Origin of the sequence: [Bacillus] selenitireducens MLS10 (genome assembly GCF_000093085.1) — a bacterium.
Classification (GTDB): Bacteria; Bacillota; Bacilli; order Bacillales; family Salisediminibacteriaceae; genus Salisediminibacterium; species Salisediminibacterium selenitireducens.
Genome location: NC_014219.1, coordinates 3,202,842 through 3,217,122, shown reverse-complemented (window position 1 = coordinate 3,217,122; position 14,281 = coordinate 3,202,842). Strand labels below are relative to the sequence as shown.

General features: G+C 37.4%; 12 protein-coding genes and 1 pseudogene. 10 read left to right on the top strand and 3 right to left on the bottom strand.

What is annotated here, in order from left to right; genetic code table 11:
* The first annotated feature begins 94 nt into the window (after positions 1-94).
* Both BSEL_RS17805 and BSEL_RS15095 read left to right on the top strand, forming a co-directional pair.
* Entirely contained in the window at positions 95-430 is a 336-nt protein-coding gene (locus tag BSEL_RS17805) for a hypothetical protein (protein WP_155522757.1), read from the top strand.
* A 38-nt stretch (positions 431-468) separates the two neighbouring features.
* On the top strand, positions 469-756 hold the full coding sequence (locus BSEL_RS15095; RefSeq protein WP_041582016.1) for a hypothetical protein: 288 nt from the start codon (positions 469-471) through the stop codon (positions 754-756).
* Here BSEL_RS15095 and BSEL_RS15090 read toward each other — a convergent pair.
* A protein-coding gene (locus BSEL_RS15090) for an IS3 family transposase (protein WP_232970475.1) occupies positions 753-1,924 on the bottom strand; the annotation gives its coding sequence in 2 pieces (ribosomal slippage) (positions 753-1,675 and positions 1,675-1,924; 1,173 coding nt in all). The genes BSEL_RS15095 and BSEL_RS15090 overlap by 4 nt on opposite strands.
* Positions 1,925-2,007: 83 nt before the next feature.
* Here BSEL_RS15090 and BSEL_RS15080 point away from each other — a divergent pair.
* On the top strand, positions 2,008-2,523 hold the full coding sequence (locus BSEL_RS15080; protein ID WP_332870083.1) for an FGGY-family carbohydrate kinase: 516 nt from the start codon (positions 2,008-2,010) through the stop codon (positions 2,521-2,523).
* A gap of 656 nt (positions 2,524-3,179) precedes the next feature.
* Here the strand turns inward: BSEL_RS15080 and BSEL_RS15075 are convergent.
* On the bottom strand, positions 3,180-3,761 hold the full coding sequence (locus BSEL_RS15075; RefSeq protein WP_013173866.1) for a hypothetical protein: 582 nt from the start codon (positions 3,759-3,761) through the stop codon (positions 3,180-3,182).
* Between the two features lie 382 nt (positions 3,762-4,143).
* Between BSEL_RS15075 and istA the strand changes: the two genes are divergently transcribed.
* From istA to BSEL_RS15055, 6 genes and pseudogenes are all read left to right on the top strand, one after another.
* Positions 4,144-5,067, top strand: a complete 924-nt coding sequence (gene istA, locus BSEL_RS18090; RefSeq protein ID WP_232970474.1) for an IS21 family transposase — start codon at positions 4,144-4,146, stop codon at positions 5,065-5,067.
* Between the two features lie 37 nt (positions 5,068-5,104).
* A complete protein-coding gene (locus BSEL_RS18400) occupies positions 5,105-5,407 on the top strand; it encodes a Mu transposase domain-containing protein (RefSeq protein ID WP_408643037.1) in 303 nt (100 codons plus the stop codon).
* A 58-nt stretch (positions 5,408-5,465) separates the two neighbouring features.
* Entirely contained in the window at positions 5,466-5,684 is a 219-nt protein-coding gene (locus BSEL_RS18085) for a hypothetical protein (RefSeq protein WP_232970473.1), read from the top strand.
* Positions 5,677-6,423 carry an IS21-like element helper ATPase IstB gene (istB, locus tag BSEL_RS15065; RefSeq protein ID WP_013173865.1) on the top strand — a complete coding sequence of 249 codons (747 nt, stop codon included), beginning with the start codon at positions 5,677-5,679 and terminating at the stop codon, positions 6,421-6,423. The genes BSEL_RS18085 and istB overlap by 8 nt, the downstream gene beginning before the upstream one ends.
* 687 nt (positions 6,424-7,110) lie before the next feature.
* Positions 7,111-8,529: pseudogene (locus BSEL_RS15060) on the top strand (IS1634 family transposase); the annotation flags it as partial.
* A 499-nt stretch (positions 8,530-9,028) separates the two neighbouring features.
* Positions 9,029-11,152, top strand: coding sequence for an N-6 DNA methylase (locus BSEL_RS15055; protein WP_013173863.1), 2,124 nt, complete (start codon positions 9,029-9,031; stop codon positions 11,150-11,152).
* A gap of 1,222 nt (positions 11,153-12,374) precedes the next feature.
* Here BSEL_RS15055 and BSEL_RS17260 read toward each other — a convergent pair.
* The gene (locus tag BSEL_RS17260; RefSeq protein ID WP_013173862.1) at positions 12,375-12,962 is read right to left on the bottom strand and encodes a helix-turn-helix domain-containing protein; all 588 of its coding nucleotides are present in this window, start codon (positions 12,960-12,962) and stop codon (positions 12,375-12,377) included.
* Positions 12,963-13,786: 824 nt separating this feature from the next.
* On the opposite strand from BSEL_RS17260, the gene BSEL_RS17255 reads away from it, so the two are divergent.
* The gene (locus BSEL_RS17255; RefSeq protein WP_013173861.1) at positions 13,787-14,257 is read left to right on the top strand and encodes a sigma-70 family RNA polymerase sigma factor; all 471 of its coding nucleotides are present in this window, start codon (positions 13,787-13,789) and stop codon (positions 14,255-14,257) included.
* Positions 14,258-14,281: the final 24 nt, after the last annotated feature.

Genomic DNA, 14,281 nt, shown 5'->3' with positions numbered 1-14,281 from the left:
CATACCAATAACTAACCGCTATGTAGAACAAGTTACTTACCCTCGAGTGGGGAATTCTGTAAGGTTGTCTAGAAATATATCATGATCAGAGGACTTGGTAAGTGATTGTCCTATTTCCTTTTCCGAAGAAACAACAATTAGTCAGGAATTTAGTGGAAGTGTAGAGGTGGGTTGGAGAAGTATTATTTCCGGAGGTGCATCATTTGCATGGAATACGGGTTCAGTTGTTTCTCAATCTCTTTCTGAAACTGTTGCAGTGCCAACAGGTGAAACCGGTCATGCTAGATACATGCCAAATTTTGATGCAACATCAGGAGTAGTTCAAAGAGTAACTGCTCAAGGGACTGTTTTAAGTGAGACTCGAGTTGTAGGATACAGTCCACAAAAAGAAGATGGTGTTGCAACGGGAACAATTTATGTAGAATATTAAATTAATTAATACGTCAATTTTAAAATTGGGGGGATAGGTTGTTAAAAAAACATTATTTACAATTGAGTGTTATTTCATTAATACTTGTAATCGCAGGGTTCACTTTGATGTTGTCAGGGGGTTCGTTTGGAACCTCTTTAGGGAAATCGTGGCTGTTTAATCAAGAAGGTGGTGCGGCAAATGCTGACCAATATATGATGGTTATTGAAAATTATATAAGGTCCTTTTTAGTTTCAGGGGGAATCTTATTTGGTACAGGTTTACTGACGGTTACATTGACTTATTTCGTTTATTTATTTCATGGTATCAGGAATACAAATGATTAAATGCGATAGTATATCCTGCAATCCCGGAACACATAACTAGGTTCGCTTTTAAATTGAGGTCGCATTGACTTGTATTCAGCTGGTGATAAATAATCCAATGATCCGTGAATTCGAATATTGTTGAACCAGTTCACATAATCAAAAAGTTCAAGATCAAGTTCTTGTTGGCTAGAAAAAACCGCACCACGAACGAATTCGATCTTGATGGTCTTGAATGTGGCTTCAGCTACGGCATTGTCATAGGGCGTTCCTTTGTCACTCAATGATCTGGTAATACCGAAGGTATCGAGTGCCTGGTCGATCAGGTGATTTTTAAACTCAGTGCCTCTGTCTGTATGAAAGATCTCGATCCGATTTAGATTGTAGGGGACGGATGCAAAGGCAGTTTGAACTAATTCAGCGGTTTTATGAGGCCCGGCGCTGAACCCAATAATCTCACGATTATATAAATCGACTAATACACAAATATAATGCCATGCTTTGTTCACGCGGACATACGTTAAATCGCTGACAACAACGCTTAATTCGTCGTCCTGATCAAACTTCCGGTCCAGTGTGTTGCCTGTTTCGGATTCATTGCAGCTAGATTTTGAAGGTTTAAATTGAGCTACGGTATACTTTGATACCAAACCCTGTTCAGCCATGATCCGCTTGATACGGCGTCTCGACACCGTCCATCCAGCTCTTTTCAATTCAGCTTTGATCTTCCGTTGACCATAGATCTTACGACTCTTCATGAAAATGCTTACGATCAATTCTGTCAGTTCTTCTTGCTCTGATTCATTTTGCCGTTTGGATTCGTAATAGAATGAGCTTCTTGCAATTTGTAGGACGTCGCACATTGCTGATACCGAGTATTTGTAACGATTAGCCTTGATTACATTTACTTTCGTCCTATGATCAGCGCGGCTTGCTTTAAAATATCATTTTCCATGGTCAGCTGTTTATTTTCTTTCTTGAGCTGTAACAGCTCTTCTTCAACAGACGTACGGTTATCCTTTTCCTTGAAAGATCCACTACCCTGGTATTGCCTAACCCATTTATCAAAGGCAGAAGGCGTCAGCTCGTATTCTTTGATGAGTTCGGATCGGGGCTTGCCAGCTTGATGCAGTTGCACGATCTGTTCTTTGAATTCCTTTGTGAAACTTCTCCGTTTGCGAGTTGTCATAAAACAGCTCTCCTTGGTTTGTATTTGAACCAAGTGTACGGGACCTTAACGAATCTGTCCAACTAAGTGTAACCGATCCACATATCAATCCTGGAAGTGAAGGGCTGATTACAGTTGGAGAATTTTTAGCTCCTGTAAAACAGCCATACAGAAAGGCGATGTTTATTGGTTTTGACGGAAGACACAAGCGAGCGCACATGTATAGGTCTTTATTGGAAGCTATTGCAATGACGATGAAAATGAGTGTTGATGCGATGTGTGAAGAATTACAAGTAAAACCCGATCAGATTATTGTTTCAGGTGGGGGGTCCAATAGCAATCTTTTCATGCAAATATTCGCAGATGTGTTTGGAATTAAGAGTGTGCGGAATGAAGTAAACAATGCTGCTGGTATTGGTGCTGCGATTAATGCGGCTGTTGGAGTTGGTTATTATCCGGATTATGAAACCGCAATTAATCATATGGTTAAAATCAAAGATGATTATGAACCAAGCTTGGAAAACACCAATATTTATGATCAAGTGATTGGTCAAATTTATCAAGATATTAAAACTTATTCTGATCCTGTTAATAAAAAAATATATAGTCTATTTGGATAAAAAATATCAGATTCGATTTCAGTTACAATTGATTAGTAGTTCAACTAAAAATACATGACATGAACGATTGATTATTTGTCGATCTGGTTGGAGTGAGTGTCAATTTGCTACTGACAAGTCGGAAGACAGAAGTTTTAATTTATACAGAAATTAAGAAAGTGGTGTAGTGTTGTGTCTCTAAAAACATCTATACTGATTTTCTAAGGGGGGGGGACACTTTTTCGCAAAAACAGGCAATCATTTCGCGGAATTGTATTGAGTTGTTCCACAATCACACGTGGAAGCGGTCACCGTGATGTACAGGGAAGGCTGAAAGCCCGCGGTTTAAAGGGATTTTGAAAATAGGTATCGAGATAAGCGCTCTTCAGGGATGGTCCTGGAGGGCGTTTTGTGATTAATAGTACTGAAATTACAAATAGATCTTTTCAAAAACAATGAAGTATCCATTGTTTAAGGACATAAAGGAAATGAGCTTATTTAATACCACCATTTAGAGGTTATGAAATAAACTCAGATTACTTGTATGTTAGTGTTTATAAACGATAAGTTAAGTTATAAGCTTAACAGTATGATAATGTTGGTGTATTTATTAAGTTATAAAAGAAGTCTTATCTTTATATGAATAAAGTTAAGACTTCTGTTCGATATATGATACTTTATTTGATTATCTTTATTTTTGAATCGGTAGTAATAGTAGAAATAACTTCATTAAGTTCGCAATATGACAACTTTTTATGGAAATAATGCTGCAAGTGTTTTTCATAGGTTAAGTTATTTAGGTGAAATTGACCTTCACCTAAATTTCCTTTGTGTTGTTTATCAGAGAAATTGATTTCACTATTTAAATTCTCGGGAAGTAACCTGAAAATCATTACTACGTCTGCGAAAAAAATCCCATAAAAAAGTATATCAAACTCAGTCGATTTAACTTGCTGAATGTTACAATCAAATTTGTGATGTTTCCAATCTGAGCTTGGAAACATTCTATTCTCGAAAGACGTTATTTTTTCTAATTGTTTTTTTATATTTTCATCTGTAATAGTGTCCTCTTTTTTCTGAGCTCTAGAAAATTTGACTTCTACTCTTAAATTATTGGATTTGTCATATAAGTCATGGAATTGATTTTTACTCGGACCATAAGATAATAGTTTTTTGATCATTATTTCAGATACTGTGCCGAACCTTCGAGTGTGAAGTGAAAAAATAGCATTTCTTAAATCATAACAATTCTTATCCATAACATCATCTCCTTATATAAGATAGGATATCATCATATTCAAATGAAGTATACATTAATAGTCATATAATTAAGAGAGATGTGAGTATTACGGATAGATTGAACCAGTAATTGCTGACATCTCAGCCACTATGATTAACATTACAAATTCCATAGGACGTCACCATTGACTTCACTTTTGTCCGTGTTGCGGATTACATACTGGTTAGCTGAAATTACTGCCTGTTAGCTCATGAATACAGCCATCGATTAATTCCACTGTTGCCATGTTTCAGATTCGCCATCGCCATCAAATAGACCCACTCTTGCCATAGATAGATCCACTTCCTTCTATATAATTGAACTGCACCCTAGGTGCAAATTGATTAATAGGATGTTTTTTAATGGTAAAGTATCGAGAAATCCTTAGGTTATATGCCCAAGGAGTAAGTCAAAGGGGGATAGTTTCCAGTTGTTCGGCTTCTAGAAACACGATACGAGATGTGATTAAAAAAGCGGAAGAAAAGAACGTATCGTGGCCACTAGAAAAAGAATGGACTGATAGCGCCCTTCAAGAAGTGCTTTTTCCAGAAAAACATGCATCATCTGATTTTCGAAAGCGGCCGGATTACGAGTATATTCATAAAGAGCTTGCAAAACCGAGTGTGAATTTAGCTCTGCTTTGGGATGAGTACAGCTTGAATTGCCGATCAAACGACGAAATCCCCTACAGTTATCGACAGTATTGCAGGTTTTATCATGATTACGCGAGAAAAACAAAGGCAACAATGTGTATAAAAAGAAAACCTGGTGAACTATTAGAAGTCGATTGGGCAGGACAAACGATGACACTAACTGACCAAATCACCGGAGAAGCGATACCAGTATATATATTTGTTTGTGCGCTGCCGTGCAGTCAATATGCGTATGTTGAAGGCTGCTTGGCTATGGATACATCAAATTGGATTGGAGCTCATATCAGGGCGTTTCAGTTTTATGGCGGTATTCCTCGTATCATTGTTCCTGATAATTTAAAAACGGGGGTATCAAAGGCGTCACGGTATGAATCAGTCATCAATTTAAGTTATCAGGAAATGGCTGAACATTACCGTACTACGATTGTTCCTGCCAGAGTTCGTTCGCCCAAAGATAAAGCCCCTGCTGAAAGTACTGTTGGGCACATTTCAACTTGGATCATTGCTTCCCTTCGGGATCAGACATTTTTTTCATTAAGCGAGATCAATCGCGAAATACAAGCTAAGCTGACGGAGTTTAATACGAAACCGTTTCAAAAGAAAAAAAGGAAACAGGTATCAGGCCTTCATTGAAGAAGAAAAGTTTGCCCTTTTGCCCTTACCTGCCTCCGTGTACGAAATTGCCACCTGGAAGAAGGCAACTGTACAACTTGATTATCACATATTTATTGATCAAATGTATTATTCTGTTCCATATGATTACGTTAGATATCAAGTAGATATTCGGGTGACACCGGCCATCGTGGAGATTTTCTATAAAACATTCAGAATCGCTTCCCACAAAAGGTTATATGGAGCTGCTGGTCAAAGATCGACAAACATGGATCATATGCCTAAAGAGCATAAACAATTTGTTGAACTGGACAGAGAATATATCCTAGAAGGCAGGACCTTATATTCTGATATCAACTGAACGTATATTGGCTTCTTACAAAGTTGAAAAACAGGCATTGAAAGCATGCTTAGGTCTTATGAAACTCGCAGATAAACATTCGATTGAACGAGTTGAAAAAGCGTGTGAACGGGCGTTGTCATACACTTCAAGGCCTGCGTTAAAGAGCATTCAAACGATATTGAAAACCGGATTTGATAAATTGCCAGTCGAACAAAAATCATCTTCAACTACTGCCAATAATCCTTACGGATTTACGCGCGGAGCCGATTATTATGGAGGTAAGAATAATGACTAATGAGAGCACTTTTTCAAAATTAAACGATATGAGAATGTCCACGATGGCAGAAAAATACCTGGAACAATTGAGAGTTGCCGAGTATCAGGAATTATCTTTTGAAGATCGATTTTCATTGCTGGTCGATATTGAATGGACCAGAAGTCAAAATAATAAATTGGATCGATTAATAAAGAATGCAGAGTTTCGTGATACTCAAGCATCGATTGAAAATATTGAATATCACCCTGATCGTAAACTGAGTAAAGCACAAATTCTTCGATTATCCACAGGGAATTATATTGAAGAACATCATAACATCATCATTAAAGGGGCGTCGGGCAATGGGAAAACGTATATTGGATGTGCACTAAGAATTGCAGCCTGCAGACAATTTTTCAAAGTGAAATATATAAGGTTACCTGATTTACTTGATGAGTTGGCCATTGCAAGAGGAGAAGGCATTTACCGCAAGGCAATGAAAAAGTATATTAAATTGGATCTACTGATTCTGGACGAATGGCTACTGACATCGATCAAAGAAAATGAAGCAAGAGATTTACTCGAGATTATCGAATCCCGTTACCAAAACGGATCCATAATATTTTGTTCTCAGTTTGATCCGCGTGGTTGGCATGAAAGAATAGGTGAAGGTACTTTAGCCGATGCCATATTAGATAGAATAGTACACGATTCTTATACGATTCAAATTGACGGCAAAAGATCTATGAGAGAACGCAAAGGAATAGCAACGGAATGAAAAGACTGAGTTTATGACAAATTGGTTCCTTTTGAAAAAATACTAACCACAACTATTTCCAGCTGCTAAAATAATAACCTGCAGGGAGTGGATGCTTTCAATTCACTCCCTGCTTCAATTATTACTGAAGAGGTGGATCATCACATGACCATGCTGGATCTATTCTATGTCAGGAGTGGATCTGAAAGATGGCAACGCTGGTTCTGATTGATAGCTATAATCAGCTCAACTGCAGCATATGGTGACACGGACAAATCGGTTCTAAACATTAGCTTGTGGTGCCCGGCTGTTAATTGCAAGAATAAAGTGCATAAGAAGAGGGGATGCGGATGATTTCTTGGACTTTTTTAAGCAACCATTCCAGCAAAAACAAAGTACGGATGTCACCAGTCAATGGTAAGCTGATTCGTTCTGGCTCATTGCACGTTCTAATACTGTTCTATTAAATCACTCCATTCAGAGTGGCTCAATTTTATGCATTTGCTGGCTTAATACTCCGCAGCAATAAGTTGCTCATTTCCAATGCAACCTATATCCCGGAAATGTATTACGAACAGCCTATGTTTGTTGATATAGCATTATTATTACCTCTTTATATCATTAGTGTTGCATAAATATCGTCATAATATTCAAATTTAATGATTACTTCGAAAAGATCCAAAAAGTAAATACCCAAACAAACCCGAGTTCGACGCTGTCAAACAAGTAGGCGGGATTTGGCTGTTTGATCAAATGTGGCGGAAGCTGGGCATGGATCAGATTTTAAAAGACCTCTTCCGTGAACGGAAGCATGAGATGGATATCGAACGTGCGCTGTTTGCTATGGTTGCCAACCGAGGGCTTGCGCCCTCAAGCAAACTGGTGATGGAAGAATGGCTCTCAGAGGATGTGTACCTACCTGACATGCCTGTTTTCAAAAGTCATCAGCTCTATCGTTCGATGGATGAATTGCTATCTGTACAAAAGCAATTAGAGGACCGGGTATTTGATCATGTCTCGAATTTATTGAACCTGGAAGTCGACCTGTTATACTTCGATACAACGTCGAGTTATTTTGAGGTCGCTTCGGATGAAACGCCTGAAGAGGACGATTTTCGTCTTCAAGGTTATTCGAAAGATAAACGTTCTGACCTTGTTCAAGTTGTCATTGGATTGGCCGTTACACGGGAAGGAATTCCGATCAAAGTATGGACCTGGCCAGGCAACACCATGGATATGAATGTTGTCGAGGAAGTGAAAAAGGATTTAATGGGTTGGCGCCTTGGGCGCGTAGTGAAAGTGATGGATCGTGGCTTCTCATCCGAGAAAAATTTACGCATATTACAACGAGGAGCTGGTCACTATATCATCGGTGAACGTATGCGTTCAGGAAAAAAAGACGTGGAGGAAGCCTTGAGCAAGCGCGGACGGTTTCATAAGGTTCGGGAGAACCTTCATGTCAAAGAATCCATCGTCGGTGATGGTGAAGCCCGGAAGCGATATGTCATAGCTTTTAACCCTGATGAAGCCATTCGTGATCGCGAAAAACGTCAGGAGATCGTTCGTTCTGTCGAAGAGCAACTCCATCACCTCAAACAATTACCCAATGAGGCGCATCATAAACAAGCGTGTGCTCTAAGAGCACACAAAGTTTACGGTAAATATATTCGACAGTTGAAAGATGGCACGTTAAAGCTGAATAAGCAGGCGGTCCGAGATGCAGAAAAATACGATGGAAAATATTTGATTCGAACTTCTGATGACACCCTCTCGATTGAAGATGTGGCTTTGGGTTATAAGCAACTTCTTCAAGTGGAGGATGCTTTTCGAACGATGAAAACCACGCTGGTTTTGCGACCCATGTATCACCGATTGGAAGATCGAATAAGGGCACACGTCATCATCAGTTGGCTGGCGTTATTACTCGTCAGGATGATTGAATTGGATACGAACGAGAGCTGGAATACTGTTCGCCGCAATATTCAACGATTGCAGGCGGGCCATTTTACAACATCAGATGGTGACCTCTATCGAACAACAACACCGACTGCGAAGCAGAAAGAAATCTTTCGAAATACCGGTACAGAAATCCCGCCAGAGATCTTAGCGATTCGGCCTAAGAGCTAGTAACACAACCCGTCTGTCTAAAATACCGCTTAAACCCCTGTCAAACAAGGGATTAAGCGGTAACTGTTTGACTAGTCACTTTATAACTCGGGAATAAGGGCTTGAATACATTGAAAAATAGTTTTATAGTTGATACTGAGAATGAATAATTTTTATAATTCTAATTCGATTACTAAAATATGAACATTACGATCAGACTTCACCCTGGAAGGAAGCTTGCCGCGGGCACGGCCTCAGCTACTTAAGTCGAGAAGATCATTTGACCAAGTAGATCTTCGGCTCGCGCTATTCCCGCAGGCGTCACCGTCTTCCGTTTCGTCTTCTATATGAAAAGCGAATATTTATTAAAAAATTCGCAAATTGTTCGTATTAAATCTTAAAATGTTGAATTATGAAATTGATTCAACTAAGTTAAATAATAATTTTTTTTAGGAATTTTCTGAAGGAATATTTTAATTGTTTTATCAAAATAATGCGCTGCAAGGTAGGGGATTTTACTATGTACGAAAACAATGAGGATTTTTTAAAAATTCAAGAAGTTGCCTTGGAGTTAGAAGTCTCTGAAGCCACCGTTAGAAATTGGATGAAAACTGGTGTGATTGAGAAATATCAGAAACGAAAAAGGAATTTACTTTTTGAAAAAAATGAAATTATTGGCTTAAAAAGAAGTATTCTAGATGGTAAAAATAATAGATTGCAAAAAAGGCGTAATAAAAAAATGATTTCTGGTCAAACTTTACCAAGCGAGTATACTTCGTATAAACCTTATTTAAATATAGTTAACCAGATAATCGAAATATCAGATCAATTTGTCACATCAAACTATGTTCAGTTAATATTATTAGAAATCTCGTTAATATTTTTAAAGGATCAAGAAAAAATAGAAATAGATGATTTTTGTAGTCAAAGTTGTCTTTCACAAAAATATCAAAGAAATGAGATCGAATGCTCAAGTAATCTGAGAGCTATTTTAAATTCAATTATTGATTTTAATAAAATTGATGTTGCCAAAGAAGATTTTGAAACTTTAATAAAAATAAATGAATTAGATTTAGAATTTATAAGAGGAGAGGATTTCTTAGGATTACTATATATGGCTTTATCCGCATCCAAAGATAGGAAGAATAGCGGCTCATTCTATACACCATCAAAAGTTGTTGATTATATTATAAACGAAGACTCAATTGATTATGAGAATATTGACCAACCTAAAATATTAGATCCCTGTTGCGGATCCGGTAATTTCCTTATAAAGATATTTATATCTCTCGAAAAAGAGTTTATGAAAAAAGGTATTAGAAGAGAAATTTATGAAAAGGAAATTATCAACGAAATTATATATGGATATGATATCGATCAAACGGCTGTTGATTTAAGTAAAATTAACTTAATTTTACTTACCAAGTCACAAATTTATTCTTTAAATCCGAATATTGAATGTAAGAATACTTTGATTGAGGAAGCCCCCTCTCTTTTTTTCGACTCATTTAATCATTCGTTTAACTGGATTATTGGAAATCCACCTTGGGGATATAGTTTCACTAATGATGAAAAAAAACAACTAAATCAAATTTATGGCACAAACAATCAATCAATTGAGTCATTTGCACTTTTTATTAGATGCGGATTAGATTTGCTGGAGGAGAACGGGCAATTGTCATTTGTTTTACCAGAATCATTACTGAATATAAAAATACACTCATCGATAAGACAGGATTTGTTAGAAAATTATAACGTGAAGAAAATACGAAAGTTAGACAGGGCATTTTCAGAGGTTTTTACAAATTCAATCACGCTGACAGTGAAAAAAGAAATTGTTGAAAATGACAATGAAATAAAAATAGTTACTTCTGATAACACAGTTATTCTAAAGCAAAGTAGATTTTTGGAAAATGAAAGCTATGTTTTGAATATAGATTCAGACGATAAACATGAGAATATATTGAAGAAAATAAAAAGCAATGTAGAAACTTTTTATTTATTAGATAAACAAAATGCTGAATACGCCTTAGGATTAGTGACAGGAGATAACAAAAAATATATATCGAAAGAAAAAAATGGGGATAGAGAAGTGGTGTTAAAAGGTAAGGATATTTATAAATACAATTTTGTTCCTGGTCGCAATTATTTGGAATTTTTATCAAATGATTTTCAACAAGTAGCTCCTGAAAGGTTTTATAGAGCCAAGGAAAAATTGATTTATAGATTCATTAACAAGAAATTAGTTTTTGCGTATGATAATAATCAAACATTAACGCTTAATAGCGCCAATATTCTTATACCTAAAATCGAAGGTTATGATATAAAATATGTCATGGCTATACTAAACTCAAGAGTGGCTCAATTCTATCACACCTATATGTTTTCCCCTTTGAAAGTACTTAAAAAACATATTGAATCAATACCTATTCCTAAGTGTTCAAAAAATCATCATGAATCAATTGTATCTAAAATTGATGAAATCATGTCATCGACTGATAATGAAAAGCGTAACAAATTATATAATGAAATAGATATAGAGATTATGGATATTTATAAGCTAGTAGAAGAAGAAAGAAATGAGATAATTAAATCTATTAATGATAATATATTTTTAAATCCTGAGTCATATAGTAAAAAATAGGGTTAGAAAGTATCTGATTTTTGGTTTAGGTAATTAGGGGTTATTGCATAACCTTACTTTAGTCATGTACGCATTGCATTTTAGTGAAATACTGTCAGATTTTTGTGGCCAAGATAAGCATAAAAAAGAATGAAGGTCCTAAAACACCTTCTATATATACAAGTTTAGGAATTGCAAGGCGATGATTGTCTTGCTTGTTTCTAAAGAGCGAGCTCGAATAAGACCAAACCATTGGAACGTTTCCTCTGACCAAACTTGGCTTCAATCCCACTTCGTTCACAGGCAACTTAGTAGGCCACTTGGCTTTCTTCCGTATGTTCATTTTCAGGAAGCTGCCCCAGTAGAGGACCACTTAATCGAATCCTGTTTTCTTTGCAGATGCTGCGGTTCTCTCTTGTTTTATAAATCCGGTTCAGCGGTGATAGCTTCAGGGAAAAAGCCATAGCGATTATAGTATTCCATGATGGCACACTGAAAGTCATTCCCTTCACGATAGCTGTGTACCATTTAAAGTGGTTTAAAAACGTTCACCGTCTTCCATTATGGTTGAAATTTTTACTCTGTATTCGTCAAATGTATGGATTTCACCTCAAACATTCGGCCGAACGTGGGGCTGTTTAATGCTGACGATAAAGCTCTTCAATTGCCAGAAGATTACGATATTGCTGTTTATTCAGAAGAGAAAGCCCAATTTCATCAGTATTTTTGCAATGTGGTCCAGATCACGTTTGTGTGATTCAACTGATGTCTGATGGCGCGTTGCACTTTCTTCTTATCAGGACGTTTTTGTTCTGAGAACTAGAGGTGTTTTTTGCTACTTTTTTAATTTATTAGTAGGAAGAAAATATTAGAACCGCATAAGGATAAATTTATGTGGGGAAGTCTAGTGCGCTTTTTGAATGACGTTCACTTGTTTAATGGTAAAAAGATGACTCGGAAAAATTTATCGCGGAAAGCTGGTATTGCTACAACTAATATAAGTCTATACATAAGGGAGATGGAATCTATTCCATCTTTTCATACGGCAGTTTTATTGTCTACTTGCTAACGATCGGTTCTAATCTTTTTTTCGCGAAGTTTAGAAGATCCCTATTGATTATCTCTACAATATTTTAGCGGTTCATTAGTTATTCTGCTCGTCAAGCTACCTAGTGATTAGGTGGTTTGGCGGGCGTTTTTGTGTGTGTTTTTTATTTTGGTTATCATGTGAATTGTTGAGCATTTATAACTCTTTATTCAAAGCTAACTTCACTGCAACTTTCAATCGTTGAATTTCTGCATAAGTCAGTTCATCGAGATGACCTACTATCCGAGCCACATCTGTAAACGCCTCAAATTCAGCCAAGTCAATGAGATCTTCTTTGAAATCTTCCTCTGGCAACGTTGGATTTAGGTTTTCGTAAACTGGTGGCTCTTGCTTGGCTAGAGAAGCGATCAACTCATCCACGTTCGCATGCATGATCCGTGCGATTTTCCTCACATTCTCGTAATCCTCCATATCCGGAATCACATCCGCTAATTTTTGAATGTACTCCAATTTTAAATCCGCTTTATGAGCTAATTCTGAGTGACTCATCTTCGCCTCTTTTAAATACTCCTCAATCAAATGTTCAATTGACTCTACAATTAAGTAATTCACCGAAACATCCAGCGCATCCGCTAACTTTTCTAATGTATTCAATGTTGTGCTCTTCATATTCAGATTTTCAATATCATGCAACGTACTCCTGGAAACCCCCGAAAGTTCTGCTAATTTCCGCATGCTCATGCCACGTTCTTTTCGTAATTTCTTCAAATTATCCTTCAACATCTCACGTTCCTCCTTGTCAATTCCTGTGTAATTCTATTTTAAACCTATTGTTTATAAAAGTAAACAAAATTATTTTATTGCATTATATGTTCGTTATAGTGTACCATTATAAATATAAAGGAACTGAAAACGAACAATTTTTCTGGAACTAATTCCAAAAATGGGACTACTTTCGGTTACTTTATAGAACAAACGTTCTATAATAGAATGAAATTATTCGAGCCATTATTTTGAAAAGGGGATCTGTGTATGGAAAAGGCCACTGCAATCAGAAAGGTATTTTGTCCGAAGTGCAAGAAGCGTTTGATGGATGTTGAACAAATGGGTTCAGGGATTGTTCAAATGAAATGTTGGAGATGCAATAGCATTTCAAATGTAAACCTGAAGACGGGAGAAGTTATTGAAATACCGAAGAAAACGTAACGCGAGTCGGAAAGGGATGTACGCCAAGTCGCTGCAATCACCTTAGGGACCGGACCATGATCAGCAAACAAGCTGGTTAGGTGCGGTCCTTTTTTGTTTTACAAGTTCATAACATTAACATGGTAGTTCTACCGCTACAACATACCGAGAGAGGCATCACAGAATAGCCTGAGTCGGATGATGAGAGCTTTTCGAAGTTTGATTGATCTGATGACCGCTAAGTGATGTGAAATAAAAACAGGTACCGAGCGATGGAGTCGAGTGTAGAGCTACCTAGAGGCCGGACATGGCGAAAGCTGATGACAGTGTGAATCACTGTTATTCAGGTTGGCTGTGTCCGGTCTTTTTTTATTTTCTCTCCCTTTCAATGTCCTGAGCCGGGCCTTGAGAGGGAGATGGACATGACAAGATTTATTCAAGTAGGGCAGACGAAGGTTCCGGTTTCAAAAGAGATCTACAAGGAGTATCACCAAATGGACCGGCGGGCGAGGTATCTCGAGAGAGATATCAAGGTTGGACGCATTGACGTTGATGGTGAACATTATCACTTCAAACCTGCCAAAGAGGATTCATTTGAACGGCTCACGGACAATGGCACGACTTTTTCAAGCGGTTCCGATGTGGAGGCCGCGGTCATTGACAACTTAACCAGGGCCCTTTTGCAAGAAGCGATGGAGGAGTTGAATGAACAGGATCGACAGTTTATCGAGGATTATTTCTTTGAAGAGAAGACCACTCGTCAAATTGGAAAAGAACAAAACACCTCACACGTCGCAGTCGTGAAACGGCAGAAACGCGTGTTGGAAAAAATAAAAAAATCTTTTTTCAAAAAAGGGGTTACCAAAATGCCCTTCCCGTTGGCTAAGAAGTGAGGGGCCAATACAAGGAGGTGAAGA

Coding starts and splice junctions, on each gene's coding strand:
- BSEL_RS15075 (WP_013173866.1), bottom strand. CDS start 3,761: ATGGATAAGAATTGTTATGATTTAAGAAATGCTATTTTTTCACTTCAC.
- istA (WP_232970474.1), top strand. CDS start 4,144: ATGGTAAAGTATCGAGAAATCCTTAGGTTATATGCCCAAGGAGTAAGT.
- BSEL_RS18085 (WP_232970473.1), top strand. CDS start 5,466: ATGAAACTCGCAGATAAACATTCGATTGAACGAGTTGAAAAAGCGTGT.
- istB (WP_013173865.1), top strand. CDS start 5,677: ATGACTAATGAGAGCACTTTTTCAAAATTAAACGATATGAGAATGTCC.
- BSEL_RS15055 (WP_013173863.1), top strand. CDS start 9,029: ATGTACGAAAACAATGAGGATTTTTTAAAAATTCAAGAAGTTGCCTTG.
- BSEL_RS17260 (WP_013173862.1), bottom strand. CDS start 12,962: ATGTTGAAGGATAATTTGAAGAAATTACGAAAAGAACGTGGCATGAGC.
- BSEL_RS17255 (WP_013173861.1), top strand. CDS start 13,787: ATGACAAGATTTATTCAAGTAGGGCAGACGAAGGTTCCGGTTTCAAAA.